The sequence below is a fragment of the Massilia sp. UYP34 genome (assembly GCF_056279385.1).
This window is the reverse complement of sequence record NZ_JBWBRF010000012.1, coordinates 63,107-88,872: the sequence shown is the minus strand read 5'-3', so window position 1 is coordinate 88,872 and position 25,766 is coordinate 63,107. Positions and strand designations below refer to the sequence as shown.

The 25,766-nt window shown below is 67.2% G+C and carries 20 protein-coding genes and 1 pseudogene; 11 read left to right on the top strand and 10 right to left on the bottom strand.

From position 1 onward, the window contains the following. Positions 1 to 40 precede the first annotated feature (40 nt). A complete protein-coding gene (locus ACZ9AQ_RS17525; protein WP_429205880.1) occupies positions 41 to 583 on the top strand; it encodes a hypothetical protein in 543 nt (180 codons plus the stop codon). Here ACZ9AQ_RS17525 and ACZ9AQ_RS17520 read toward each other — a convergent pair whose 3' ends face one another. From ACZ9AQ_RS17520 to ACZ9AQ_RS17505, 4 genes are all read right to left on the bottom strand, one after another. Then, positions 584 to 3,889, bottom strand: coding sequence for a DEAD/DEAH box helicase (locus ACZ9AQ_RS17520; protein WP_429205882.1), 3,306 nt, complete (start codon positions 3,887 to 3,889; stop codon positions 584 to 586). A gap of 58 nt (positions 3,890 to 3,947) precedes the next feature. Next, entirely contained in the window at positions 3,948 to 4,418 is a 471-nt protein-coding gene (locus tag ACZ9AQ_RS17515) for a YgiW/YdeI family stress tolerance OB fold protein (protein WP_429205884.1), read from the bottom strand. Positions 4,419 to 4,516: 98 nt separating this feature from the next. After that, positions 4,517 to 5,890, bottom strand: coding sequence for an ATP-binding protein (locus ACZ9AQ_RS17510; protein ID WP_429205885.1), 1,374 nt, complete (start codon positions 5,888 to 5,890; stop codon positions 4,517 to 4,519). Continuing rightward, the gene (locus ACZ9AQ_RS17505) at positions 5,880 to 6,545 is read right to left on the bottom strand and encodes a response regulator (protein ID WP_429205886.1); all 666 of its coding nucleotides are present in this window, start codon (positions 6,543 to 6,545) and stop codon (positions 5,880 to 5,882) included. Before ACZ9AQ_RS17505 ends, ACZ9AQ_RS17510 begins: the two co-directional genes overlap by 11 nt. Positions 6,546 to 6,824: 279 nt before the next feature. Between ACZ9AQ_RS17505 and ACZ9AQ_RS17500 the strand changes: the two genes are divergently transcribed. Beyond that, complete coding sequence (locus tag ACZ9AQ_RS17500; protein ID WP_429205887.1) at positions 6,825 to 8,069, top strand: DUF819 family protein; 1,245 nt, start codon at positions 6,825 to 6,827, stop codon at positions 8,067 to 8,069. Between the two features lie 52 nt (positions 8,070 to 8,121). On the opposite strand, the gene ACZ9AQ_RS17495 is transcribed toward ACZ9AQ_RS17500, so the two are convergent. Next, positions 8,122 to 9,639 (bottom strand): BCCT family transporter, encoded by a 1,518-nt coding sequence (locus ACZ9AQ_RS17495; protein WP_429205889.1) that lies wholly within the window; start codon positions 9,637 to 9,639, stop codon positions 8,122 to 8,124. A 296-nt stretch (positions 9,640 to 9,935) separates the two neighbouring features. After that, a complete protein-coding gene (locus ACZ9AQ_RS17490) occupies positions 9,936 to 11,315 on the bottom strand; it encodes an HD-GYP domain-containing protein (RefSeq protein WP_429205890.1) in 1,380 nt (459 codons plus the stop codon). Positions 11,316 to 11,495: 180 nt separating this feature from the next. Between ACZ9AQ_RS17490 and ACZ9AQ_RS17485 the strand changes: the two genes are divergently transcribed. Further along, positions 11,496 to 13,079 carry an FAD-dependent oxidoreductase gene (locus ACZ9AQ_RS17485; RefSeq protein ID WP_429205892.1) on the top strand — a complete coding sequence of 528 codons (1,584 nt, stop codon included), beginning with the start codon at positions 11,496 to 11,498 and terminating at the stop codon, positions 13,077 to 13,079. A 103-nt stretch (positions 13,080 to 13,182) separates the two neighbouring features. Here ACZ9AQ_RS17485 and ACZ9AQ_RS17480 read toward each other — a convergent pair whose 3' ends face one another. Both ACZ9AQ_RS17480 and ACZ9AQ_RS17475 read right to left on the bottom strand, forming a co-directional pair. Then, positions 13,183 to 13,731: a hypothetical protein gene (locus tag ACZ9AQ_RS17480; RefSeq protein ID WP_429205894.1), complete on the bottom strand. Its 549-nt coding sequence runs from the start codon at positions 13,729 to 13,731 to the stop codon at positions 13,183 to 13,185. 185 nt (positions 13,732 to 13,916) lie between these two features. Continuing rightward, complete coding sequence (locus ACZ9AQ_RS17475) at positions 13,917 to 15,056, bottom strand: serine hydrolase domain-containing protein (protein ID WP_429205895.1); 1,140 nt, start codon at positions 15,054 to 15,056, stop codon at positions 13,917 to 13,919. 170 nt (positions 15,057 to 15,226) lie between these two features. Here ACZ9AQ_RS17475 and ACZ9AQ_RS17470 point away from each other — a divergent pair, with 170 nt between their 5' ends. Next, on the top strand, positions 15,227 to 16,213 hold the full coding sequence (locus ACZ9AQ_RS17470) for an LLM class flavin-dependent oxidoreductase (RefSeq protein ID WP_429205897.1): 987 nt from the start codon (positions 15,227 to 15,229) through the stop codon (positions 16,211 to 16,213). 86 nt (positions 16,214 to 16,299) lie between these two features. Here the strand turns inward: ACZ9AQ_RS17470 and ACZ9AQ_RS17465 are convergent, their stop codons facing one another. Both ACZ9AQ_RS17465 and ACZ9AQ_RS17460 read right to left on the bottom strand, forming a co-directional pair. Next, positions 16,300 to 19,089, bottom strand: coding sequence for a M16 family metallopeptidase (locus ACZ9AQ_RS17465; protein ID WP_429205899.1), 2,790 nt, complete (start codon positions 19,087 to 19,089; stop codon positions 16,300 to 16,302). A gap of 162 nt (positions 19,090 to 19,251) precedes the next feature. After that, positions 19,252 to 20,256: pseudogene (locus tag ACZ9AQ_RS17460) on the bottom strand (PQQ-dependent sugar dehydrogenase). Positions 20,257 to 20,560: 304 nt separating this feature from the next. Here ACZ9AQ_RS17460 and mepK point away from each other — a divergent pair. From mepK to ACZ9AQ_RS17425, 7 genes are all read left to right on the top strand, one after another. Continuing rightward, positions 20,561 to 21,115 carry a peptidoglycan L,D-endopeptidase MepK gene (gene mepK, locus ACZ9AQ_RS17455; protein ID WP_429205901.1) on the top strand — a complete coding sequence of 185 codons (555 nt, stop codon included), beginning with the start codon at positions 20,561 to 20,563 and terminating at the stop codon, positions 21,113 to 21,115. Positions 21,116 to 21,121: 6 nt separating this feature from the next. After that, positions 21,122 to 21,946: a hypothetical protein gene (locus ACZ9AQ_RS17450; RefSeq protein ID WP_429205902.1), complete on the top strand. Its 825-nt coding sequence runs from the start codon at positions 21,122 to 21,124 to the stop codon at positions 21,944 to 21,946. Beyond that, positions 21,943 to 22,278 carry a hypothetical protein gene (locus tag ACZ9AQ_RS17445; RefSeq protein ID WP_429205903.1) on the top strand — a complete coding sequence of 112 codons (336 nt, stop codon included), beginning with the start codon at positions 21,943 to 21,945 and terminating at the stop codon, positions 22,276 to 22,278. The genes ACZ9AQ_RS17450 and ACZ9AQ_RS17445 overlap by 4 nt, the downstream gene beginning before the upstream one ends. A gap of 119 nt (positions 22,279 to 22,397) precedes the next feature. Beyond that, a complete protein-coding gene (locus ACZ9AQ_RS17440) occupies positions 22,398 to 22,910 on the top strand; it encodes a ferritin-like domain-containing protein (protein WP_429205905.1) in 513 nt (170 codons plus the stop codon). Between the two features lie 140 nt (positions 22,911 to 23,050). After that, positions 23,051 to 24,529 carry a PQQ-dependent sugar dehydrogenase gene (locus ACZ9AQ_RS17435; RefSeq protein ID WP_429205906.1) on the top strand — a complete coding sequence of 493 codons (1,479 nt, stop codon included), beginning with the start codon at positions 23,051 to 23,053 and terminating at the stop codon, positions 24,527 to 24,529. A 15-nt stretch (positions 24,530 to 24,544) separates the two neighbouring features. Next, positions 24,545 to 24,988, top strand: a complete 444-nt coding sequence (locus tag ACZ9AQ_RS17430) for a thioesterase family protein (protein WP_429205907.1) — start codon at positions 24,545 to 24,547, stop codon at positions 24,986 to 24,988. A gap of 137 nt (positions 24,989 to 25,125) precedes the next feature. After that, on the top strand, positions 25,126 to 25,740 hold the full coding sequence (locus ACZ9AQ_RS17425) for an RNA polymerase sigma factor (protein WP_429205909.1): 615 nt from the start codon (positions 25,126 to 25,128) through the stop codon (positions 25,738 to 25,740). Positions 25,741 to 25,766 lie beyond the last annotated feature (26 nt).

Sequence of the window (25,766 nt, the reverse complement as noted above, 5' to 3'; positions counted from 1 at the left end):
CCTGGTTGCCTGCCATCATGCCCTGCGGTACGCTTGCCGCATGCACATCAGTGAATCACCCACCCACACCCTCGAGCTGCGCGTGCGCGAACTGCAGCAGCTGTTCAATTCGCTCGACCCGGCGCCTTTCCTGAACAAGGACCTCGACCACGCCTGCGAGGCGTATATCGAGAACTGGGCGCTGTCGCTGCCGCCGGCCAGCCGCCTGCACCTGAACATCCACGTCGAGCAGTTGCCGCCGGTGGGGCAGGCCGGCGACATGGTCGCCGACGCGATCCACAACTACTATGGCTACAAGGTGGAACTGGTGCGCGGCGAACTGAAACAGCTGCTGCGCCAGGGCCGGATCAGCCTCGTGATCGGCATCGCCTTCGTGGCCACCTGCCTGCTGCTGGCCGAGGCGATCGAGACCTTCACCGGCGGCCACGGCGCCAGGATCGCGCGCGAAAGCCTGACCATCATCGGCTGGGTGGCGATGTGGCGGCCGGCACAGATCTTCCTGTACGAATGGTGGCCGGTGACGGGCCGCATCAAGGTGTTCGAGAACCTGCGCTTCGCGCGCGTCAGTGTGGTGCAGGACTGATCACGTGTCCATGCCCGGCGCCGCCAGCGAAAAGATGGCGCGCAGGTCGTCCGCCTGCAGCCCCGGCGCCAGCTCGGTCTCCTCTTCGTTGACCAGCACCGCGTCGGCCAGCGCGCCCTTGCGGCGCTGCAGCTCCTGGATTTTTTCTTCCAGCGTGCCGCGCGCGATCAGCTTGTAGACGAAGACCGGCTGCCGCTGGCCGATGCGCCAGGCGCGGTCGGTCGCCTGGTTTTCGCTGGCCGGGTTCCACCAGGGGTCGTAATGGATGACGGTGTCGGCCGCCGTCAGGTTGAGCCCTACCCCACCGGCCTTCAGGCTGATCAGGAACACCCCGACTTGCCCCTGCTGGAAGGCGGCGACCGGGGCGGCGCGGTCGAGCGTGCTGCCGGTGAGCTCGACGTAATCGGCGCCGCGCTCGCGCAGGGCCGCGCCGATCAGGTCCAGCATGCTGGTGAACTGCGAGAACACCAGCACCTTGCGGCCTTCGCTGCGCAAGGTGTCGAGCAGCTCCAGCAGCGTATCCAGCTTGGCCGAGCCGGTCGCGCTCATTGGTTCGACCAGGCGCGGGTCGCAGCACACCTGGCGCAGCTTGAGCAGCGCCTCGAGGATCACGATATGGCTGCGCGCCAGGCCCTTGCGGTCGATCTCGGCCCGCACCTTGCGGTCCATCGCCACCCGCACCGTCTCGTACAGGTCGCGCTGCGCGCTGCCCAATTCGACCGGCAGCACGATCTCGGTCTTGGGCGGCAGCTCGGTGGCCACCTTGTCCTTGGTCCGGCGCAGCATGAAGGGTTTGATGCGGCGCGCCAGGAAATCCTTGCGCTGCAGGTCGCCGCCCTGCTCGATCGGCTTGCGGTAATCGGCCTTGAACGATCGTTCGTCGCCCAGCAGGCTCGGCATCAGGAAGTTGAACTGCGCCCACAGCTCGCCCAGGTGGTTCTGCACCGGCGTGCCGGTCAGGCACAGGCGATGGCGGGCGTCGAGCAGGCGCGCGGTCTGCGCCGCCTTGGTGCGGCTGTTCTTGACGTATTGCGCCTCGTCGAGGATCAAGAGGTGGTAGCGGTGCCGGCGCAGCGCGGTTTCGTCGCGGCCCAGCAAGGCATAGGTGGTCAGCACCAGGTCGTGCGCGCCGATGGCGTCGAACTGCGCGGCGCGCTCCTTGCCGTGCAGGAGCAGCACCCGCAGGCCGGGCGCGAAGCGCGCCGCCTCGGCCTGCCAGTTCGGCATCAGGCTGGTCGGCGCCACGACCAGGGCCGGCGCATCGAGGCGGCCGGCTTCTTTCTCGAGCAGGATGTGGGCCAGGGTCTGGACGGTTTTACCCAGCCCCATGTCGTCGGCCAGGATGCCGCCGAAACCGTATTCGCGCAGGAACTGCAGCCAGGCCAGGCCGCCCAGCTGGTAGGGACGCAAGGCGGCCTGCAGGCCCGCCGGCGGCGCGACGGCCTGGATGCCGCCGAAACTGTCGAGCTTGCGGCCCAGTTCGCGCAGGCGCTCGCCGCCGATCCAGCGCAGCCGCGCCGCGCGCTCCAGTTCGGCCAGGCGCGCCGCGTCCATGGCCGGCAGGCGCACCCCATTACCCAGGCGCTCGCCGAAGTACAGCTCGCCCAGCGTGGCCAGGATCGGCTTGACCCGGCCCCAGGGCAGGGCGACGCGCTCGAAGGACGCCAGCTCGACGACCAGTTCGTCCTCTTCAGCCCGCGCGGCCAGCGCCGGCGCGGCGAAATCGCCCGGCGCGGCGCGCACCATCTGCACCAGCAGGGGCAATAGCGCATGGCGCTCGCCGCCGACGACGATGCCGAGCTCCAGCGAGAACCAGGCGTTGCCGCCCTCGCCTTCCTCGTCGAGCTCGGCATACCAGTCGTCGACTTCCGCCAGGTCGTAGCGGTAGTCGTCGCCCATCTCGATCTGCCAGCCGGCGGCGCGCAGGCGCGGGATGTCGCGGCGCGCGAACGCGACCCAGGCGGCTTGATCAGGCAGTCGCAGCGCTTCGGACACCTCTTGCAGCGGGAAGTCGGCCGACCGGGGAAGGAAACCGAGTTCGGCCATGAGGTTGGCGGCCGCGGCTTCGGCGGCGGCATCGCGCTCGATGAGCACGACGGCGCCGTCCTGCATCGTGCGCAGCACCGGTTCATCCAGATCCTCGGTGCTGTAGCCGTCGTACTCGAAGAAGAGCAGCGCATGATCGTGCCATACCTCGTCGCGGCCCCAGCCCGTTTCGATGCTGTCGAGCAGCAGACAGGGGATTGGCGCAATATCGCTGCGGCGCCGGGTGTCGACTGCCTGCGGCAGCGGCACGACGCTGTCCAGTCCAAGCTCGGCCAGACGCAGCGCCATGCCAGCGCGCTGTTCGGGATGCAGCGCCGGCGCCCCGGCCAACACGTTCATCAGCGGCGCCAGAGGGAACTTCTCCAGCAATGGCGGCAATACCAGCTCGCCCAGCACGCCGTCCTCGAGATAGCATGGCGGATCGGTCGGCAGCACCGCATCGGGCGCACCGGCATCGTCAAACCGCCAACCCAGCGCGACGGCATCGCCCAACTCTTGTTCGGAGCGCCAGCACAGGCTGGCCGGGCGCCGCGGCCCGGGCCTGACGGTGTACACCCTGCCGCGGCGCATGTCGTCATCGGTCCAGGCGATGTACAGCCTTCCTGCGGCGCACACGCCATGCAGCAGCCGTGCGCCGATGCGACCGGCCGGCACGGCGCCCATGACGACCAGCGGGTTCGCCCTCAGCGCGATGAACAGCCGCAGCCATTCTTCGTCACTCGGCGTCACCGCCGATGAAGCGCCGATCAAGCCATGGATGTCGTTGACCGGGAGTCTTCCGGACAGGTCGCCGTTCTTGCGCCGCCGCGCATGGCGCACATGCAGGCGCGGCGCACCGGTGGCGGGATCGGGCGTCAACACCCATGCCAGCTCCGGCCCGGCGGCGTCGGCGGACGATGCGTCCACAGCGGCAGCGAACGACGACAATTGCTGCAGCCAGCGCTCGGACTGCGCGGCAATGGCTTGCGGCGAGCTGGGCGCCGGCGTCGCGGCCAGGGCCGTCAGCAACACCGCCACCACGTGCTTGCAGTTGTAGCTCACGGGGCAGCTGCAACTGCCCCGGATACCCAGCTCGCCCCGATCGGACATGAAGCGGATGGTCTGGCGGTAGCGTTCGCCGCCGCTTCCCTCGACCTCGCCAATGAGCTTGCCGTCCTCCCAGTACGTCGCCTGCACCTTGCCTTTGCGCGCATAGTCCTGCCCGCGCTGCAAGGCGCCGAGGTCGAAGTTGGACGTCAGGTCGGCGTGGTCGAAGTGCATGGGCGATACGGCGTCACGGTCAAACCGCCATTATCGCCCACGCCGCCCGTTCCGCTGCCTAGTTGCTCACGACCTTGACCTGCTCGACGTCCAGCGTCGATTCGCCGAACATCTCCTTGTCGAACTCGCCGGTCAGCTCGACGAGGGTGTTGTGGTCGACCGTCACGCCCTGCGGGAAGCGGTCGGCGTCGATCTCGACGATGATCTTGCCGCTGGCGTCGGTGAACTCGTAGTCCTCGTCGCCCTTGTGGCTGGTCAGCTTGCCTTTCAGGCGCACGTACTGGTCGTCCTTGCCCTTGGCCAGCAAGTCTTTCGCCGTCATCAAGGGAGCGCCCGACGGGCCGGCATAGCCCGATGGCGCCGGCTTGGCGGCCGGTGCGGCAACTGCTGCAGGGACGGCGGCAGGTGCGGCGGCTACTGCAGGGACGGCGGCCGTTGCGGTGGCAGGTGCGGCGCCATTCTGGGCGACGGCGACGGCCGAGCCGGCGAGCAGTGCGGCGATGCAAGAGAATTGGAAGAAGCGTTTCATGGTCGGTCCTTTGTCTGGTCTGTCGGATTCGCCTGCACGTCCTTGGCAGGCACAGGCGCATTACAACGGCCGGACATTAAACCGATCTTAAGAAATCTTCAGGACGGCAGGTCCAGCGTCACGCCCAGGCCACGGCCATCGATCCCGGGCCCGAACGCCAGCGCGATGCCGTGCAGGTCGGCGATGCGCTGGACGATCGACAGACCGAGCCCGCTGCCCTGCTGTCCCTGTCCCAGCACGCGGAAGAATCGCTCGGTCAGGCGTTGACGGCTCTGTGCATCGACGCCGGGGCCGTCGTCGCGCACCACGATGCGCGCGTGGCCGGCGTGCTCCATGGCGGCGATCTCGATCCGGCTGCCGTCCGGGCAATAGCGCAGCGCATTGTCGATCAGGTTGCGCAGCACGATCTCGAGCATCTGCGGATCGGCCTGCAGCTCCTGCACCTCGCAGCGCGGCGACAGCACGATGCCGTGCGCGGCCGCTTCCTGCGCATGCATGGCGGCCGCGCGCTCGATCAGCGGCGCCAGCGCCACCGGCTGGCGCACCAGCTGTTCGCGCGCCAGCGGATCCAGGCGCGCCAGGGTGAGCAGACTGTCGACCAGCGCCGTCACGCGCGCGATGTCCTGGCGCAGCTTCTGGAATGGCGCCGCCAGCGCCGGATGCTGGCGCTGCAGCAGCTGCACGTGCATGTGCAGGCCGGCCAGTGGCGTGCGCAGCTCGTGGGCGGCGTCGGCGGTAAAGCGGCGCTCGGCCTGCAGCGCCGCGTCCAGTCGGCCCAGCACGCCGTTGAGCGCCTGCACGATCGGCAGCACCTCGCGCGCCTGGCCGGCGGTCGGCACCTGGGCCAGGTCGTCGGGCGTCTTGGCCGCGATGCTGGCAGCGGTGCGGCGCAAGGGCTTGAGCACGCGCCCGGTCAGGACCCAGCACACCAGCGCCAGCAGCAGCAGAAAGCCCAGCACCGGCAGCCACAGCGAATCGGCCAGTTCTTCCAGGATGTCGTAGCGCTTGTCCACCTGCTGGCCGACCTGCACCTCGAACTGGCGGGCCCCGTCGCGCACCACGAACACGCGCCAGCGCTCGCCGTTCGCCAGCGCCTCGCCGAAGCCGTGGTCGCCGTCGAAGTCGACCACGAAGGGCCGCGGCGGCGCGTCGCCGGTGCGCTGGATCACGCGTCCGTCGACCACGATCTGGTACTGCATGTCGACCTTGCGGCCATGTCCGCCGCCCGCTCCCGCCTGCGGCAGCAGGCCGCGTTCGTTCCAGTCGGTGGTGGCGGCCATGATCATGTAGCCCGACTCTTCCAGCGCGTCGTCGAATACCTCGTTGGTTTCCTGCCAGGCAATCACGGTGACGATGCCCAGGCTCGCCAGCCACAGCACGGTGCTGGCGGCGACGATGACGGCCAGCAGGCGCCGCCGCAGCGACCACGGCGCGTCCTTGTCGGCTGCGCTGTCCCCTGTTTTACTCGCCATCGTTCTTCAGCCGGTAGCCCAGGCCGCGCACGGTCACGATGCTGTCGCCGCCGAGCTTCTTGCGCAGGTTGTGGATATACACCTCGATCGCATTGCTTTCCACCTCGTCGCCCCAGCCGTACAGGGTTTCCTCGATCTGGGCGCGGGTGACGATGGCGTTCTTCCTCAATAGCAGCGCGTACAGCACATTGTATTCACGCGCGGTCAGCGCGACCGGCTGGCCGCCCAGGGTGGCCTGCTTGGTGTCGAGGTTCAGGGCGATGCCTGCGTGGCGCAGCTCGTTGCCGGCCTGGTTGGCGCCGCGCCGCACGGCGGCCCGGATGCGGGCCGACATCTCTTCGAGCTCGAACGGCTTGACCAGGTAGTCGTCGGCGCCCAGGTCCAGCCCCTCGACCCGGTCGGCCAGCGCATTGAAGGCGGTGATCAGGATCACCGGCACGCCGTTGCCGGCCGCGCGCAGCCGCGCCAGCAGGTCGTCGCCGGATAGTCCGGGCAGGCCGCGGTCGAGCAGCACGCAGTCGTAATGGTGGGTCTGGAGGGCGGTGTCGGCCGAGTCGCCGCGCTGGACCCAGTCCACCGCGTGCTGGTCCAGGCGCAGCCAGGCCTGGATGGTTTCGCCAAGGGAGGTATCGTCTTCGACCAGCAGGATGCGCATGCGGAGTGTTCGGCAAGAAGAAAAACGCCAGTATGGCGCAGTTCGGAAAAAAGTCCGGGTTCGCCGCCGAGCATGCCGCGCCAACGTGAAGCCAATCTTAAGCGCAGCCGATCAAGCCTTCTCGAGCGACGCCGGCGGGACAAAGCGGCGACAGGCCTGCCGCAGCGCACACCTATTTTGATTCCGTAAAGACATGACTTTCAAGACAGAAAATGTAGAATGCGCCGTCCGGCCCCCGTCGAGACGGGACGGCCATCCTTCCCTTTACCTGGACCCACGATGCAGAATGCTTCCCCGCTGGTCACCAATGATGCCGTCGTCCTCGGCATGCTGGCCGTCATCCTCGGCGCCGTCTTCTGGAGCGCTTCCCGCAAATCCGGTTTCTGGCACAAGTTCTATACCTATGTGCCGGCCCTGCTCCTGTGCTACCTGATCCCGGCGCTGCTCAACACGGCGGGGATCGTCGACGGCAATGCCTCCGGCCTGTACCCGATGGCGCGCGACTACCTGCTGCCCACCGCGCTGGTGCTGCTGTGCGTGGCGATCGACTTCGGCGCGGTGCTGCGGCTCGGCCCCAAGGCCATCATCATGTTCCTCACCGGGACCGTCGGCGTGATGCTGGGCGCCATCGTGTCCTTCGTCGCGATGGGCTTCATCCACCCCGAGACGGTGGCCGGCGACACCTGGCGCGGCATGACCACCATCACCGGCGCCTGGATCGGCGGCGGCGCCAACCAGGCCGCGATGAAGGAAGTGTTCGAAGTCGAGGCCACCCTGTTCGGCCAGTTCGTGGCGGTCGACGTGCTGGTCGCCAGCCTGTGGATGGCGGTGCTGCTGTTCCTGGCCGGGCGCGCGCAGGCCTTCGACCGCTGGACCGGCGCCGACGTCTCCGCCATCAACGCGCTCAAGGAAAAGATCGAGCATTACCAGGCCGAGCACGCGCGCATTCCGACGCTGACCGACGTGATGGTGGTGCTGGCCGTGGGCCTGGGCGCGACCGGCCTGTCGCATGCGCTGACCGGCCCCACCGTCGCCTGGATCGCCAGCCTGCCGGCCGAATGGCGCCTGCAGGACTACAGCCTGACCTCGAGCTTCTTCTGGATCGTGGTGTACGCGACCACCTTCGGCCTGCTGCTGAGCTTTACGCGGGCGCGCAAGCTGGAAGGCGCCGGCGCCTCGACGATCGGCTCGGCCATGCTGTACATCCTGGTCGCGACCATCGGCATGCACATGGACCTGAACGCCCTGCTCGACCGCCCCTGGCTGTTCCTGCTGGGCCTGATCTGGATCGCGGTGCACGGCGGCCTGATGCTGCTGGTGGCCAAGCTGATCCGGGCGCCGCTGTTCTTCATGGCGGTCGGCTCGCAGGCCAATATCGGCGGCGCCGCCTCGGCGCCGGTGATCGCCAGCGCCTTCCACCCGGCACTGGCCCCGGTCGGGGTGCTGCTGGCGGTGATCGGCTATGCGCTCGGCACCTACTGCGCCTACATCACCGGCCTGCTGCTGCGCATGCTGGCCACCTGACCCGCCGCGCGCCCCGTCCAGGGGCGCGCTTTCCTTCCGCGCTTTACTTCCCTTATTTCTCGACCATCTGGCGCATGCGCCGGCGCAGCTCGCGCTCGCGCTTTTCGTGCGCCGCCCAGTCCTCGCCCACGGCGCGGTAGAGCGAGACCATCATCAGGATGATTACCAGCGAGAACGGCACCGCGAACACGATGGTGGCCGTCTGCAGCGCCTTCAGGCCGCCCGCCAGCAGCAGGCTGATCGCCATGCCGGCGATCAGGCCGCCCCACATCAGCTTGGACCTGGTCGACGGGTTCGGGTTGCCGCCGCTGCTCATCATGCCCAGCACCAGCACCGCCGAGTCGCCCGAGGTGACGAAGAACACCAGCACCAGCACCGTGGCCACGGCCGACATGATCAGGCCCAGCGGCAGCGCGTCGAACAGCGCGAACAGCGCGGTGGAGGTGTCGGCGCGCACCGCGTCCGAGATCGGGATCTGCTGCCAGATCTCCATGTGCAGCGCGGTGCCGCCGAAGATCGAGAACCACAGGAAGGCGGCCAGGGTCGGCGCCAGCATGGTGCCGACGATGAATTCGCGGATCGTGCGACCGCGCGAGACGCGCGCGATGAACAGGCCGACGAACGGCGACCACGAAATCCACCAGGCCCAGTAGAAGATGGTCCAGCTGCCGACCCAGTTGCTGTCGCGGAACGGGGTGGCGCGCAGGCTCATGCGCACGAATTCGGTCACGTAGTTGCCCAGGGTGCTGGTGAAGGTGTCGATGATCGCCACCGTCGGGCCGACCAGGAACACCACCAGCGCCAGTACGGCGGCCATGGTCATGTTGATGTTCGACAAAATCTTGACGCCGCGCGTCACGCCGCTGATCGCCGACCCCAGGAACAGCGCGGTGGCGACCAGGATGATGCCGATCTGCGAAGCCTCGCTGATCGCGAGGCCGAACACCGTGTTCATGCCGCTGTTGATCTGCATGGCGCCCAGGCCGAGCGACGCGGCCACGCCGAAGGCGGTGGCCACCACCGCCAGCCCATTGAACAGGCCGCCCAAGCGCTTGACGATCGGCCAGGGCAAGGCCCCGGTCGCGGTACTGACCAGGGCGTCGCCGCCGCGCCGATACTGGAAGAAGGCGATCGCCAGCGCCACCGCGCTGTAGACGGCCCAGGGATGGATCCCCCAGTGGAAGAAGGTATAGCGCATCGCCACCCCCGCCGCTTCCGGGGTGCCGGACACGGTGCCGGGCGGCGCATCGATGTAGTGCGAGATCGGCTCGGCCACGCCGAAGAACACCAGGCCGATGCCCATGCCGGCGGCGAACAGCATCGAGAACCAGCTGCCGATCGAGAACTCGGGCTCGTCGTCCTCGTCGCCCAGCTTGAGGTTGCCGTAGCGGCTGAAGGCCATGAACAGGGCGAAGGCCACCAGGCCCAGCACCACCCACAGATAGAACCAGCCGAAGTTGCGGGTCACGGATGCGAGGACGGTGTCGAACACCGCCCCCATGTTGTCAGGGGCGATCACGCCCCACAAAACGATGGCAAGGATGAAACCCGCCGAGAGTGCTGTCTGCATAGTTTCTCCGTAGACAGTAACGCGCTTCGGCGTCATAAGTTAAGTAATTGATATTCATCATTGTAAGTGACTTATTACAATGTTGCATCGCAACAGGCGTTTTACGTGCGCGACAGGTATGTTTGACTCATCAACGGTGCGGCGCGAAGTGGCTGTTGCTCCTGCCACACATAGTTCGCCATCCAATCCCCAAGGTTTTGTCCGGATGACATCTGCATGCAGGCTGGCGGCGCGCACCTCCCCCTGCCCGGGCAGGCAGGCGGGCAAGCGGGAAGGTAATCAGGCGTGGATGAGAATCAGGCGGCCGGGAGCGGCGTCTTGGCCATGGCGCGCTTGAGCGCGTCGAAGCAGGCCGGGTCGAGCGCGGTCCCGACCGTCTTTTCCATCATCGCCAGCGCTTCGGGAACCGGGATAGCGCCGCGGTATGGACGCTCGGCGGTGATGGCGTCGAAGATATCCGCAGTGGTGATGATGCGGGTTTCCAGGCGAATCTCGTCGGCCGCCAGGCCGCGCGGATAACCGCCGCCATCGAGCCGCTCGTGATGGGCGCCGGCGATCGCGGCGAGCTCGGAGAACGCCGCGATGCGGCCCAGGATGGTTTCGGTGTATTCGGCATGCTGGCGCACCGCGTCCCACTCGGTGCGGTCGAGCGAGCCCGCCTTGTCCAGTACGCTGTTGCTGACGCCGAGCTTGCCGACGTCATGCAGCAGCGCGCCGCGCTTGAGCCAGCGGCGGCGCTGCGGCGACAGGCCGAGCGCCTCCCCGATCATGTCGGTGTACAGCGCCACCCTGCTGCTGTGGCCGCTGGTATAGGGACTCTTGGCATCGACCACCTGGCCGAAGGCGGCGGCGATATCGTCCAGGTAATCCTCATCGAGCGCCACCTCGTGGCCGGCAGGCTCCAGCGCCAGGATGGCGCGGTCGATGTCAGGGCTGGCCAGGGTATGCCAGAACGCTTCGTCCCTGGCACAGGATTCGAATGCCGCCACCAGGCGCGGATCGAACCAGGCGCCGGCCCGCGCGCCGGCCTCGCGCAGCGCCGCCGCGCGCCCGCCGGCGGTATGGAACACGTCGACCACCTGGGCCAGCAAGGCGATGCGCGCAATGACCGGGATCGATTCGCCAACCAGCTGGGCCGGCTTGCCCTTGCCGTTGAAATGTTCGTCGAGCGAATAAATGCCTTGCGCCACGCCTTCGGGAAAACGCAGCAGGCGCGCGATGTCCGCGCCGCGCTGGCAGCGCGTGGCGATCAGGCCCTGTGCGATCTCGGGGCCGTCGCGCAGGATCGTCATCACGCTGCGAAAGCGTTCCGCGAGCCCGGCCTTCAGCCCGGTGTGCTTGAGCACGAAGCCCAGCACCTGCGGCAGGCTGTCGCCCACGGTCTTGAAACCGCGCTTGAATGCCAGGTCGTCGGTGAGATAGAGCTCGCAGATGCGCGCCGCATTGCTGCTGCAGCCGAGGTCTTTCAGCAGCAGCGCGTAATACAGCTCCCACAGCTGCTGCTCGGACAGGCCCGCGGCGCGGCCGATGTGCATGCCGATCCAGCAACAGCGTACGCAATGTCCCGGCGGCTGGCCCTCGGTGATGTCGAGCGCATAGCTCAACGCCCCGATCAGTTCGGAGAATTTCATGGCGCTTGGCAGCAGGGTTTCCGACGGCACGGCGAGCGGCTTCATTTTCATTCCAAAAAGCAATAAGAATGGATACTAAGCCATAAAAGTGCCATGCGCGCACCGTGTTCCAGAAATCCCATTGCATGCGGCAACGACGCCACATCGTGCTACCCGCTTCGCGCCGGCGCGCTAGACTGGGTTTTCCGGATTGCCGGAATCGGCGGATGCATCAGGAGACCGGTCATGCGCGGCGCGACCAACGGCAACTCGACTTCGCTCTGGATGGACACCGCCACGGTGCCCGTCTTCCCTGCCCTGGTGGGGGCGCGGGAAACCCAGGTGTGCGTGATCGGCGCCGGCATCGCCGGGCTCACCGCCGCCTACCTGCTGGCGCGCGAAGACCAGGACGTGATCGTCGTCGACGCGCTCGGCATCGGCGCCGGCGAGACCGGGCGCAGCGCCGCCCATTTCTTCCCGCCCGACGAGTGGTACCACGGCATCGAGCACCGCTTCGGCCGCGCCCAGGCGCGGTTGGTGGCGGGCAGCTATGCCCACGCGCTGCAGATGGTCGACGCCATCGTGCGAACCGAAGACATCGCCTGCGAGCTCGAACACGTGGATGGCTACCTGATCGCAAGAGACGCGCGCGACGGGCCTGCGCTCGAGCGCGAATGCGACGCCGCGGTGCGCGCCGGGGTGCGGGCCGAACTGGTCGCCGGCGTGCCGGGCCTGGGGTTCGACACCGGCCCCGCCGTGCGCTATCCGGGCCAGGCCCAGTTTCATCCGCTCAAATACCTCGACGGCCTGGCGCGCGCCTTCGTCCGGCGCGGCGGCCGCATCCATGGCGCCAGCCATGTCCGCCGCATCCGCGGCGACCACCGGCGCCAGATCGTGTCCCTCGACCATGGCGAGATCCGGGCGCGGGACGTGGTGGTGGCCACGCACACGCCGTTCAACGACCGCGTCGTGATGCACACCAAGCAAGCCGGCCACCGCACCTATGCAATCGGCTTGCGGGTGCCGCGCGGCACGCTGCCGCACCTGCTGCTATGGGATCTGGGCCACCCTTATCACTATGTGCGGCTGGCCTTCGCCGGCGACGGCGACGAGGTGCTGGTGGTGGGCGGGGCCGACCACAGGACGGGCCAGGACGCGCACCCCGCCCACCGCTACGACGCGCTGGAACGCTGGGCTAGAGAGCGCTTCCCGATGGCGCGCGAACTGGCCTGGCGCTGGTCGGGCGAGGTGATGGAGCCGAGCGACGGCCTGGCCTTCCTGGGCCGCAATCCGATGGACGACGACAGTGTCTACCTGATCACGGGCGACTCTGGCAACGGCATGACCCACTGCACCATCGGCGCCATGCTGGTGACCGACCTGATCATGGAGCGGCCGAATCCCTGGAGCGCGCTGTACGACCCGGCGCGCAAGCCCGTGCACGGACTCGCGGAATTCGCCAGCGCCCAGGCCAATGTGGCGGCCCGCTACGGCGACTGGCTGCGCGGCGGAGAAGTCGACTCGGTGCGGGCGATCCCGCCCGGTGAAGGCGCGGTGCTGCGCGAGGGCTTGCGCCGGGTGGCGGTCTACCGCGATCCCGGAGGAGGCCTGCATGCGCTGTCGGCCAGGTGCACCCACCTCGGTTGCGCGGTGCACTGGAACGGCGCCGAGCAGTCATGGGACTGCCCTTGCCATGCCTCGCGTTTCGATCTTGAAGGCAATGTGCTGCACGGCCCGGCGGCGGCGCCGCTGGCGAAGATCGCGCTGGCGCCCGGGGACGCCCCGCCGCCGCAAGACGGGCACGGCGGCGCGCGGCGCGGCGTGCGCTGAGCGGCGAGAAACGAAAAGCAAAAATGCAAACACCGGCGCGGGCCGGTGTTTGCATCAGGCGGCCTGGGACGCCGCCGTTACTGCTGAAGCGCTGGCGGCCGGATCAGTAGCCGCGGCCGGTGGTGCCGGTGGTGCCAGTCGTACCGGTGGTGCCGGTCGTACCCGTGGCGCCGGTCGTACCCGTGGTGCCGGTCGAGGTGCCGCTACGGCCGGTGTCATCCATGGTGCCGGTGGAGCTGCCGGTGCCGGTGCCCATCGAGCCGCTCGAACCACTGGTCGTGCCGGTGGTGCCGGTCGTACCCGTGGTGCCGGTCGTACCCGTAGTGCCGGTCGTACCCGTCATGCCCGAGGTACCGGTGGCGCCGGTGGTGCCCGAGGTGCCGCTGCTGGTGCCGGTTTTGCTGCGGCGGTCGCGGTCACGCTGGTGTTGCGGATCGGTGCTCTGCATGCTGCCGGTCGCGCCGGTCGTCGAGCTGCCGCTGGTCTGGTCGCTCATGGTGCCGGTCCGGTCACGCATGGGGTCGGACTGGGTGGCGCCGACCTGGCCGGTCGTCGAGGCGCCGGTGGTGCTGGTCTGGGCGTGGACCGCAGTGGCGCCGAACATGGTGGCGGCAACCGAAGCGCTGAGCACTCCTTTGAGTAGCTTATTCATGGTGTTCTCCTCATTATTGACTGATATGGTCGGGGGCGGTGCCCGGCGCACATGCCATCAATGGCGGCGTGTGGCGTCGAGTGAGGAATCCAGTTTACGGACAAGCTACGGATGGGAGCGCACGGTAGCCGTGCGGAAATACATCATCGTCTTTTAATTGCATTGATCTTGCGCTTATCTTGCGCTTATTGCAGAGCTCCCGTAGCGGCCTGCGCAGAGAGCGTCCCGAGCTGCGTGTACAGCGGCAGCACCACGCTGCGGTCGTCCGGATAGACCCGGTTCGACAGGAACACATAGAAACTCCGTGACTGCGGGTCGACCCACAGGATGCAGCCGGTGAATCCGGTATGGCCGTAGCTGCCGAGCGGATAGAGCGCGCCGCGCGGACGCCTGGCATACGGCGAATCGATGTCCATGCCCATCCCCCGCAGCGCCGCGATGCCGGACGGCGACTGCACCGTCGTCAGCAGGCGCACGCTCTCCGGCGTCAGGATGCGCACGCCATCCAGCGCTCCATTACCCAACAGCATGCGGCCGAAACGGGCGACGTCATCCACGGTCGAGAACACGCCGGCCGAGCCGCCCACGCCGCCCATGCGCCGCACGGTCGGATCGTGCACCACGCCCTGCAGCGGCGCGCCCGGCGCCAGGTCGCCATGGGCCGTGGGCAGCTGCGCCGCCTCGATGGCGCCGCGCTGGGTCGGCGCGATCCGTTGCACCGGAAAGCGTTCCAGCGGACGGTAGCCGGTGTCAAGCATGCCCAGCGGAGCGAAGATGCGCTCCTGGGCGAAGCGGTCGAGCGGCACGCCCGCGGTGCGTTCGACGAGCAGGCCCAGCAGGATGTAATTGATGTCCGAATAGCGGAAAAAACTCCCCGGCGGATGGGTCACCGATTGCGCGCAGGCCAGGGACAGCGCCGCCACCCGGCCCTGCCACGCCGGTTTCGCCGGCAGCCCCGACGCCAGGCCCGACACATGCGTCAGCAAGTGCCGGATCGTGATCGCCTCCTTGCCGCCGCCGCCGCATTCCGGGAAATAGCGCGTGAGGGGCGCCTCGAGGTCGACCATGCCTTCCTGGGCCAGCATCAGCACCGCCGGCGCCGTCACCAGCACCTTGCTCAGCGAGGCCGCATCGAAGACCGTCGCGCGCGTGACGGCGGCGGCGCCCTCTTCATAGCTGAGCCGGCCGTAACCGCGCGCGTAACTGGCGCCGCCGCGTTCGAGGTGGTACACCGCGCCCGGCAGCTTGCGCGCGGCGATCGCGGCATCGATGGCGTGGTCGATCGCGGTCACGCGTTCAGGATGAAATCGGGGTTCGACGCTCACGGAAGCCGGTTGATGGACACAGCCGGCCAGCAGCATGGCGGCAGGGATGGCGGCAGAACGCCTGCGAAAAAAGTGTCTGGGCATCATGACCAGATACTAAACCAACTGGCGATCCCGGCGTTTTTGGGTGGTCGCGCACGCACTTTTTCGCATCGGCGTATCATGGATCCATGATTCCCTTTTCGATACTCGACCTCTCGCCGATCGCTGAAGGCAGCGATGCGGCCACCTCGTTCCAGCGCTCGCTCGACCTTGCCCAGCATGGCGAACGCTGGGGTTACAACCGTTTCTGGCTGGCCGAACACCACGGCATGCCGGGCATTGCGAGCGCCGCCACCGCGGTGCTGATCGGCCATGTGGCGGCCGGCACCTCGCGCATCCGCGTCGGCGCCGGCGGCATCATGCTGCCCAACCATTCGCCGCTGGTGATCGCCGAACAGTTCGGCACGCTCGAGGCGCTGTTTCCGGGCCGCATCGACCTCGGCCTGGGCCGCGCGCCGGGTTCCGACCACACCACGGCGCGCGCCCTGCGCCGCAACCTGGCGTCGGATGCCGACGAATTCCCGCAAGACGTCGTCGAGCTGATGGATTATTTCGCCGGCTCGACCCGCCGCCCGGTGCAGGCCATCCCCGGCGCCGGCCTGGACGTGCCGGTGTGGATCCTCGGCTCCAGCCTGTTCGGCGCCCAGCTCGCGGCGCATCTCGGCCTGCCCTATGCGTTTGCCTCGCACTTCGCGCCGCAGATGATGATGCAGGCGATCGATATGTACCGCAGCAACTTCCAGCCATCGGAAAAGCTCGACAAACCGTACATCATGCTGGGCTTTAACGTGTTCGCCGCGGACACCGACGAAGAAGCGCATTTCCTGGCGACCTCGATGCAGCAGGCCTTCGTGAGCCTGCGCACCGGCCGCCCGACCAAGCTCAAGCCGCCGGTGAGCGGCTACCTCGAAGCGCTCGACCTGCCCGAACGCATGATGCTCGACAGCGTGCTGTCGTGCTCGGCGATCGGCTCGCGCGTGACGGTGGCCCATCAGCTGCGCGCCTTCATCGAGAAGACCAAGCCCGACGAGCTGATGATCACCTCGCAGATCTACGACCACGCGGCGCGCCTGCGGGCCTACGAGATCACGGCGGACATCCAGCGCGCGGGATAGCACACCGCTTGCCAGGCCGCGCCCGTCCCGGCCTGTCATACGTCGCTCAGGGTGCCCGGCGCACGGGCACCCTTTCATGACCCTGCCTACGGCAGCGGCTTGCCGTCCACGTCGATGCGGCGCACCTCGCCCAGGTTCAGGGCGCGGATATCCTTCTCGACCTTGGCCATGTCGCCCACCACCACCCACACCAGCCCGTCGGCCACGAAGCTGCGCGCGGCCAGGGCATTGGCCTGTTGCGGCGTGAGCGCCAGCGCCTTCTCGGTATAAGTGTTGAAGTAATCCTCGGGCATGCCGTACTGCAGGATCGTCGAGTAGGCGCCGGCCAGCTGGCCCGCGGTCTCGAAGCTGCCCGGCAGGCGCAGGGTTTTATTGTCCTGCGCGAACTTGAGCTCCTCGTTCGCGATCGGCCTGGCGCCGGCGATGTTGCGGTACTCGCCCACCAGTTCTTTCAGCGCGTCGCCGGTCTTGTCGGTCTGCACCGGCGAGATGCTCATGAACTGGCGCTGGCCGATCGCCGGCGACACCAGGCTGCGCACGCCATACGACCAGTGCTTGTCTTCGCGCAGGTTCATATTGATGCGCGAGCTGAAGGTGCCGCCGAACACGTCGTTGACGATCTCGAGCGGCAGCGCCTCGGGGCTGTTGCGCGGCGGCGCCAGCTGGCCGCCCAGGATCACGCTCTGCAGCGCGCCGGGACGGTCGACCAGGTAGACCACCGGCGCGGCGCGCGGCGCCACTTCGGCAATCACTTTCTTGGGCACGTCGCCCGCCTTCCAGGCGCCGAAGGCTTTCTCGAGCATCGGCGTGATCTCGGCCAGCGTGGTGTCGCCCACCACCAGCAGGGTGGCGTTGTTCGGCTTGAACCAGGTGGCGTGGTAGGCCGCCAGGTCGGCGCGGGTCATGCGCTTGACGGCATCCTCGGTGCCGGTGCCGGTGCCGGTGCCGGTGCCGGGCTTGGCGTACACGTGGTCCGGTCCGTACAGCAGGGCCGGCGCGAGACGCATCGCAATCGATTGCGGATCGGACTTCTCGCGCGCGATCGCGGCCAGGCGGTCCTGCTGCAGGCGCGCGAATTCGTTCTGCGGGAACGAGGGGTTGAGCACCAGGTCCGCATACAGGCTCAGCGCCTGCGGCAAGGTGGCCTTGAGCGCGTTCATGGAGACGTAGGCGCCGTCGAGGTTGGTGCTGGCGCCGAAGCTCGCGCCCAGGCTTTCCAGCTCTTCGCCGATCTGCAGCGACTTGCGGCGGCCCGTGCCTTCCTCCAACATGCGCAGAGCCAGGCTGGCCACGCCCGGCATGTCGGCGTTGTCCGAGGCGTAACCGCTGTCGACCAGCATCTGCAGGTTGACCACCGGCGCCTCATGGCGCTCGGCCAGCACGACCTTCAGGCCGTTCGACAAGGTGGTGCGCTGCATCGGCGGCAGCTTGAGCGACATCGCCTTGCCGGTGTCCGGCGTCTTGCTGCGGTCCAGGCCGGTTTGCGTGGCGGCCAGGCCGGTCGGGAACGGGTCGATCTGCAGCACGAAGTCGCCGTCGCTGAGCCAGTCGTTCATGGCCTTCTTCACCATGGCCGGGGTCGCATCCTTGATGCGCTGCAGGTAGACCTTGTAGCAGTCCGGATTGCCGGTATAGGTCTCGCACGACGCCAGCAGGTCGCTCTTGCCGCCGAAGCCGCCGACGCGCTCGATCATGCGCGTGTACTGGGCCAGGATCGCGGTCTTGGCCAGGCGCAGTTCGGCATCGAGCGGGCCGTTCTTCATCAGCGCGCGCAGCTCCTCGTCGGCGACCTTTTCCATCTTCGCCACGTCGGCGCCCGGACGCGCGGTCAGCGTCATGCTGAACTGGCCGCCGAGCTCGGACGAGCTGTCGCTCGCGACCGCGCTAGTAGCCAATTGATCCTGATACACCAAGCGTTTATAGAGGCGCGAGGTCTTGCCGCCGCCCAGCACGCGCGCGGCCAGGTCGAGCAGCGCTTCTTCTTGCGTGTGCGCGCCCGGCACGTTCCAGGTGCGGTAGATGCGCGACTGCGGCACGCGGTCCTGCGCCACCGTGCGGTGGCTGCCGCTGCGCTTGGCGATCCAGGCGTCATGCTTGGCCAGCGGCGGACCCGGCGGGATCGCGCCATAGTATTGCTCTACTTTTTCACGCGCTTGTTCCGGCGAAATGTCGCCCGACAGCACCAGCACCGTATTGTTCGGGCCGTAGTTCTGCTTGAACCAGTCCTGCACGTCGGTCATCGAGGCCGCGTCGAGGTCTTCCATCTTGCCGATCACGGTCCACGAATACGGGTGGCCGGCCGGGTAGGTATTCGTGGTCAGGAGTTCCCAGGCGATGCCGTAGGGCTGGTTTTCGAACTGGCGCTTTTCGTTCTGCACCACGCCGCGCTGGATGTCGAGCTTCTTCTTGTCGACCGTGCCCAGCAGGTGGCCCATGCGGTCGCTCTCGGCGAACAGCGCATAGTCGAGCATCGAGGTCGGCACGTTCTGGAAGTAATTGGTGCGGTCCTGGTTGGTGGTGCCGTTCAGGTCGGTCGCGCCGATGCGCTCCATCGCGTTCAGGTAGGTATGGTTGAAGTTGTCGCTGCCGCTGAACATCAGGTGTTCGAACAGGTGGGCAAAGCCGGTCTTGCCCACTTTCTCGTTCTTGGAGCCGACGTGGTACCAGGTATTGATCGCCACCACCGGCGTCTTGCGGTCTTCGTGGACCAGCACCGTCAGCCCGTTCTTGAGCGTGAACTTGGTGTACTTGATGTCTGGAATCGGGATGTCCGGCACGGCGGCCGGCTTGCCTGGGGCGGCCTGGAGGGAAGACGTGCCAAACGCAAGCGCGAGAGCTGCGGCGAGGCCGATGGTGCGACGAACGGAAACTGCCATACTGCTCCTCCTGATGGGTCGGGACGGGGAACGGGAATGAAACGCACAAGGCGCGCCCCAGGGACGCGCCTTGCGAACATTCATTCTAGGCAGGTTTCACGCTGTCAACAAACAAAAACATGCATGCATACGCCTGGCAGGCGCCACATCATGCAGCGTGCATCACTTCGGGGCGATGCGCAGCAGGCTGGCCTTGGCTTCATCGGTCAGTACGTACAGCCCGCCGTCCGGCCCCTGGCGCACGTCGCGCACGCGCTTGCCGACCGGCAGCAACTCCTGGGCCGTCACCTTGCCCTAGGCGTCGAGCTGCACGCGGCGCACGTCCTGGCCGGCCAGGCTGCCGCTGAACAGGCTGCCCTGCCATTGCGGGAAGTCCTTGCCGGTATAGAAGGCCAGGCCCGACGGCGCCGGCGACGGCGTCCACACCACGATCGGCTGCACCGTGCCCGGCACCACCTTCATGCCGATCGGCTCGCGCGTGCCGTAGTCGAGCGTATAGCTCTGCAGCGGCCAGCCATAGTTCTTGCCGCCCTCGATCACGTTGATCTCGTCGCCGCCGCGCGAACCGTGCTCGTTGGCGTAGACGCGGCCGCTCTTCGGATCGCGCGCCATGCCCTGCACGTTGCGGTGGCCGTAGCTGTAGATCTCGGGGCGGGCGTTGTCCTTGCCGGCCAGCGCGCCCTTGCCGACCGGCTGGCCTGCATCGGTCAGGTGCAGGATCTTGCCGGTGTGCGAGGCCAGGTTCTGGGCCTGATCGCGCGCCAGCATATTGCCGATGCGCTGGGGCGTATTGCCGCCGTCGCCAATGCTCATCAGGATGGTGTTATCGGGCAGGAACAGGATGCGCGAGCCGAAGTGCTGGCCGCCGCTCTTGCCGAGGTTGACCGCGAATAGCTGCTTGATGCCGGTCACGCGCTTGCCATCAAACACGCCCTGCACCAGCACGGTCCGGTTCTCGTCATCGGTGCCGCTGGCCATCGTCATGTAGATGCGCGGATTCGTTTTATCGGCCGGATGGACCGCGATGTCGAGCAGGCCGCCCTGGCCGCTGGCGTACAGGTTCGGCAAACCGTCGAGAGGAATTTGCTGGAAGCTCTTGCCGTTCAACATGTGCAGCGTGCCCTGCTTGCCGGTGACCAGCATGCGGCCATCCGGCAGCCAGGCCATGCCCCAGGGTTGCGGCGCGCCGGTGGCGACCGTGTCGAGCTTCCAGCCCTTGGCGAGCGGCGGCTTGTCGACCGGCGTCACTTCTTGCGCTGCGGCGGCGGCGCCGACCGTTGCCAATGTGGCGGCCAGAACCAGTTTTTTGCTCAAGAACTTCCTGACAATACTCGGCATAATTTCCTCTCTCAAAAAACATTGAACACTTGACATCGTAGCTGATTCACCGCATTTTCCGTCATTTTATCTGCACGTTCGACGCAATCGGCGTATCATTGACGGTTCAGCGAACCACGTAAGGACCTCCTTCATGATTCAGCGACGCTCCTTCCTCAAGAGCTCTCTCCTCCTCGCATCTTCCTCCCTCGCCCTTCCAACCCTTGCCAAGAATACATCACCCGACAGCAGTTTCCTGTCCGGCGAGTGCTGCCTGCGCTTTTACAACACGCACACGGGCGAAAAACTGAAGAGCACGTTCTGGGCCGAAGGCGCGTTCGTCCCCGATGCCCTGAAAGACATCAATAAAGTGCTGCGCGACCACCGCAGCAACAAGATCGCCGAGATCGATCCGCAACTGCTGCTGCTGCTCGGCCAGCTCAATGACAAGCTCGGCAACAGCAAGGAACTGCACATCATCTCGGGCTACCGCGCGCCGGAATCGAACGCCTTCCTGGCCAGCCACGGCAGCGGCGGCGTCGCCAAGCGCAGCCTGCACATGGACGGCAAGGCGATCGACATCCGCCTGCCGGGCACTGATCTGCGTTCCCTGCAGAAAGCGGCGATGTCGCTCAAGGGCGGCGGCGTCGGCTATTACGCCAGCTCGCAGTTCGTCCACATGGATACCGGCCGCGTCCGGTACTGGTAATCGCCGATGCGGCCGCCCCGCATCGCGTCCAGCCTGGCCATGAGCGTGTTCATGGCCGCGTTCTTCTGCCTGCCGGCGCACGCCGCCGGCCAGAACACCGTCAGCGTCAAATCCACCCGCGACCCGGTCGACAAGTCCTACCGCAAGATGATCCGCGGCATGGAGCGCTTCGAACGCGAACGCGCCCTCGCCCCCAACGCCACCCTGCGCTTCCAGCTGCTGCCACGCCTGCCGGCCACGGACATGCGCGGCATCGTGCTCCGCATCGCCGGCGACACGGTGTCGGTGCCGGTGCCTGTCGACGAGAACAATTTCTTCGTTCTGCCCTACAACGCCCGGGCCCTGCACGAAGACGCCGCCGTGCTCGCCAACCGCAAGACCGCCAGCATGACCTGGCGCGCGCGTGTCGAGACTTCCGGCTTGCCGGCCGGCGTGCCTGCAGGCACGCGCCGCCTGGGCGACCTGCGCCTGGAGTGCCGGGTCGGCAAGGAAGCCGGCCTGGTCTCGAACAGCTCGCCGCTGTTCGGCTGGATTTCGGATGCGCTGAACACGCCCGAGGGAGTGTGCACCAGCCCGGACGGCAACTACCTGTTCTTCGCCGAGCGGCCGATTTTTTCGGTCACGCTGCGCGCCGGCGAGCGGGTCGAAACATTGCCCTTCGCTATGCTGTACGCCGGCGGCGAACAGACGCCCGACATGCTGCCCTTCTGCGATTGCCAGGCGCTGCTCGACCGCACTTATTACGTGCCGCTGTGGGATGCGAGCTGGCCCGACGACACGCTGGTCGAGTTCGACTACATGGTCGATGCGCCGGGCGGCGCGGCGCCATGAAGCTGCGCCTGTTCCTGTTCCTGTTCCTGTACGCGGCGCTGCTGGCGGGCTGCGCGACGCAGGCAGCGCCGCCGGGCGCCATTGTCGCGGCCGAGCGGCTGTCGGCGGCGGTGGTGGCCGGGCGCACGACCAAGGCCGAGTTGCTGGCCACCTTCGGCCCGACCAGGAGCGTGCGCTTCGACAGCGGCTACGAAGCCTGGGTGTATCAGTCGCCGGCCGGCGGCGGGCAATTTTCCGAATTCGTCGTGCTGGTCAATCCTGCGGGCGTGGTCAGCAAGACCCGTACCAACGCAGGTACCAGGACACCCACGCGATCGCCGTCAACACCATGAACTGCCGGTGTGCCGGATGGTTCGACTATGTGTAACACCGAACAAACATACGCGTCCAACTCTGCGATGGTCATGGCAGGGCGAACTTCGCCACCTGTTTAAACATTCACGGAGGAATCATGACGACGACTGCAGACGAGAATTTCAACGATTGGCTGCGCGATGCCCACGCGATGGAAAAGCAGGCCGAGCAGATGCTGACCGCGCAGGCCGAGCGCCTCGAGCACTATCCTGAGCTGCGCGCGCGCATCGTCCAGCATATCGACGAGACCCGCTGGCAGCACGGCGTGCTCAACGAGATCCTGGCTCGCCGCGGCACCGACAACTCGGTCCTGAAGGACATCGGCGCCCGCCTGGCGGCCTTTGGCCAGGCCGTCGGCGGCATGGCGGCCAGCGACGAAGTGGTCAAGGGCGCCATGGCCGGTTATGTGTTCGAGAACGTCGAGATCTCGAGCTATACCGCGCTGATCGCGGCGGCGAAATCCGTGGGCGACACCGCGACCCAGGCCCAGCTGGAACAGATCCTGGAGCAGGAAAAGGCGATGGCGGCCTGGCTGCTGGACCACCTGCCGCAGATCACCCAGGCCTTCCTGGCGCGCTCGGCCACCCCGGGCGTCGAAGCGAAGAAGTAATCGCATCGGCTTGAAGCTGCCCATCGATTGGGCGCGAACAATGGTTGGGAATGGCGCGGTGTGTGCTGCTCCCCGCCATTGGTCGTTTGGCGTGTCAACCTGCCCGCTACGCAAGCGATACGACCGTCATGGGGGCAACCATGCGCATCGAGCATCTGCGGCACCTGCTGTTGCTGTTCGGGTCCATGCTCATCGGCATGGTCCTGCTTGCCTGCGGCGGTGGTGGCGGCAGCCCGGGCATCACCGGCGCGGTCCCTCCACCGGCCAGCACCGGCTCGCTGGCCGTCAGCGCCAGCGGCCTGCCGGCCGGCGTCAACCCCGCCCTGCGGGTCACCGGCCCCAACAATTACCTGTACGACCTCACGCAATCCCAGACCCTCGGCAACCTGACGCCCGGCAGCTATAACGTGTCGGCTTCGCCGGTCACGAGCGGCGGCGTCACCTATCAGCCGTCGCCGGCCTCGCAAGCGGCGACCGTCAGCGCCGGCGCCACCGCGGCCGCCACCGGGACCTATGGCAGCGGGGCGCCGACGCTGGCCACGACGCTGGTCGTCGCCGGGCTCGACAGCCCGACATGGCTGACCGCCGCGCCCGGCGAGCGCCGCCTGTTCGTCACCGAGCGCCCGGGGCGGGTGCGCATCGTCGATAACGGCAGCATGCGCGACCAGCCCTACCTCGACATCGGCGCGCGCGTCTCCACCGAAGGCGAAGGCGGGCTGCTCTCGCTCGCCTTCGACCCTCAGTTCGGCGGCAACGGTTATTTCTATGTCTACTACACCGATTTGCAGCGCAATATCGTCGTCGAGCGCTTCAGCGCCGGCGCCACGGCGACGGCCGCCAACCCGACGTCCGGCCTGGTCATCCTGCGCATCCCGCACCCGACGTACCAGAACCATTTCGGCGGCCAGCTGGCTTTCGGTCCGGACGGCTACCTGTACCTGGGCACCGGCGACGGCGGCGGCGACGGCGACCCGCAAGGCAATGCGCGCAACCTGGCCAGCCTGCTCGGCAAGCTGCTGCGCATCGACGTGGCCGGCGCCACCACGGCCCAGCCGTATACGATCCCGGCCGGCAATCCCTATCGCGACGTGGCCGGGCGCCGCCCCGAGATCTGGGCTTCAGGCCTGCGCAACCCGTGGCGCTTCAGCTTCGACGCCGGGCAGCTCTACCTGACGGACGTCGGCCAGGACCAGCGCGAAGAAATCAATATCGTCGGCACGGGCCAGGCCAGCCTGGACTACGGCTGGAACGTGATGGAGGGCACGCTGTGCTACGGCGCCGCGACCTGCGCGCGCGCCGGCTTGACCCTGCCCGTGTTCGAATACGAGCACGGCGCGAACGACGTCAACGGCTGCGCGATCACCGGCGGCTTCGTCTACCGCGGGCGCGCCCTGCCCGAGCTGGCGGGCCGCTATCTCTATTCCGATTTCTGCGGCGGCTACCTGAAGAGTTTCCTTGCCACCGGCATTGCCACCGGGAACGGCATCGTCGAACAGCGCGACTGGAAGATCGGCGACATCGGCGGCGTCGTGTCTTTCGGCCAGGACGCCGAAGGCGAGCTGTACTTACTGACGACCAGCGGGGCCATCCATAAAATCGGACGCGGCGCCCCTCAATGAGTTTAGAATAAAGAAATGGCACGCCTACAACTCAATCTTCCGGAAGACCAGTATTACTATTCGACGCAGCTGACGGTACGGGTCACGGACATCAACGCCGCCAATCACCTGGGCAATGAATCGATGATCGCGATGATCTCCGAAGCCAGGGCGCGCTTCCTGTTCGAATTCGGTGTCGCCGAGACCGAGCGCGACGGCAACGGCATCATCGTCACCGACCTGGCCGCGACCTACCGCGCCGAAGCGTATGGACGCGACCAGTTGCTGTTCGAAGTCGGTGTCATGGATTTCAATAAGTACGGCGGCGACCTGATCTTCCGCATCACCCGGCCGCGCGACAAGACCCTCATCGCCATGGCCAAATCCGGCTTCGTTTTCTTCAATTACAAGACAAGCCAGGTGTGCCACATGCCGGAGGACTTCCGCAATAAATTCGAACGCGTGAACTGGGTCGACTGAGTCGCCCCCTGATTCGACCGAGTCCCCCCCTTATACGGCACGCCCCGTCCCGATTGTTCGGCACGGGGCGTTTTGCTATCTGAAGATAGTTGGAACTTTTTGAGGTGCCCGGCGGAATACAAGAAAAGAAGACTGCCATGACCTTGACGACAGAACCAAACGACACCGAACTGCTGCGCCAGGTCCACGCCGGACAGGCCGAGGCGTTCACCGCGCTGTACCGGCGGCACCAGGGGCCCCTGTACCGCTACGCGCTGCTGCGCTGCGGCTCGGGCGACGCGGCGGCCGACATCGTGCAGGAAGCGTTCATGGGCCTGCTGACGGGGCGGCTCGGCTACGACCCGCTGCGCGGCCAGCTGCAGCACTTCCTGTTCGGCGTGGCGCGCAAGCTGGCGCTCAGGCTGGACGAAGCGCGCCAGCGCCACCTGCCCTTGCCCGAACCGTTGGACGATGAAGGCGAACCCGAGCTGGACGCGGCCAGCGACGTCGCCGGACCGCTGGCGCGGCTGCTCGACAACGAAGTGGCGGAAGCGGTGCGGCGCGCGCTGTCGCTGCTGCCGCCGCACTACCGCGATCCGGTGATCCTGTACGAGCTGCACGACCTGTCGTACCAGGAGATCGCCACCGTCTGCCAGGTCGACATCGGCACCGTGCGCTCGCGCCTGGCGCGTGGACGACAGGCGCTGGCCAGGCGGCTGCAGGCCCTGCAGAGCGCACCGTCGCACGATGCGCGCCTCGCTCAGGGCAGATGACAAGCGAATGATGCTGGAAGGAAGAA

Coding starts and splice junctions, on each gene's coding strand:
- ACZ9AQ_RS17525 (WP_429205880.1), top strand. CDS start 41: ATGCACATCAGTGAATCACCCACCCACACCCTCGAGCTGCGCGTGCGC.
- ACZ9AQ_RS17520 (WP_429205882.1), bottom strand. CDS start 3,889: ATGCACTTCGACCACGCCGACCTGACGTCCAACTTCGACCTCGGCGCC.
- ACZ9AQ_RS17515 (WP_429205884.1), bottom strand. CDS start 4,418: ATGAAACGCTTCTTCCAATTCTCTTGCATCGCCGCACTGCTCGCCGGC.
- ACZ9AQ_RS17510 (WP_429205885.1), bottom strand. CDS start 5,890: ATGGCGAGTAAAACAGGGGACAGCGCAGCCGACAAGGACGCGCCGTGG.
- ACZ9AQ_RS17505 (WP_429205886.1), bottom strand. CDS start 6,545: ATGCGCATCCTGCTGGTCGAAGACGATACCTCCCTTGGCGAAACCATC.
- ACZ9AQ_RS17500 (WP_429205887.1), top strand. CDS start 6,825: ATGCAGAATGCTTCCCCGCTGGTCACCAATGATGCCGTCGTCCTCGGC.
- ACZ9AQ_RS17495 (WP_429205889.1), bottom strand. CDS start 9,639: ATGCAGACAGCACTCTCGGCGGGTTTCATCCTTGCCATCGTTTTGTGG.
- ACZ9AQ_RS17490 (WP_429205890.1), bottom strand. CDS start 11,315: ATGAAGCCGCTCGCCGTGCCGTCGGAAACCCTGCTGCCAAGCGCCATG.
- ACZ9AQ_RS17485 (WP_429205892.1), top strand. CDS start 11,496: ATGCGCGGCGCGACCAACGGCAACTCGACTTCGCTCTGGATGGACACC.
- ACZ9AQ_RS17480 (WP_429205894.1), bottom strand. CDS start 13,731: ATGAATAAGCTACTCAAAGGAGTGCTCAGCGCTTCGGTTGCCGCCACC.
- ACZ9AQ_RS17470 (WP_429205897.1), top strand. CDS start 15,227: ATGATTCCCTTTTCGATACTCGACCTCTCGCCGATCGCTGAAGGCAGC.
- ACZ9AQ_RS17465 (WP_429205899.1), bottom strand. CDS start 19,089: ATGGCAGTTTCCGTTCGTCGCACCATCGGCCTCGCCGCAGCTCTCGCG.
- mepK (WP_429205901.1), top strand. CDS start 20,561: ATGATTCAGCGACGCTCCTTCCTCAAGAGCTCTCTCCTCCTCGCATCT.
- ACZ9AQ_RS17450 (WP_429205902.1), top strand. CDS start 21,122: ATGCGGCCGCCCCGCATCGCGTCCAGCCTGGCCATGAGCGTGTTCATG.
- ACZ9AQ_RS17445 (WP_429205903.1), top strand. CDS start 21,943: ATGAAGCTGCGCCTGTTCCTGTTCCTGTTCCTGTACGCGGCGCTGCTG.
- ACZ9AQ_RS17440 (WP_429205905.1), top strand. CDS start 22,398: ATGACGACGACTGCAGACGAGAATTTCAACGATTGGCTGCGCGATGCC.
- ACZ9AQ_RS17435 (WP_429205906.1), top strand. CDS start 23,051: ATGCGCATCGAGCATCTGCGGCACCTGCTGTTGCTGTTCGGGTCCATG.
- ACZ9AQ_RS17430 (WP_429205907.1), top strand. CDS start 24,545: ATGGCACGCCTACAACTCAATCTTCCGGAAGACCAGTATTACTATTCG.
- ACZ9AQ_RS17425 (WP_429205909.1), top strand. CDS start 25,126: ATGACCTTGACGACAGAACCAAACGACACCGAACTGCTGCGCCAGGTC.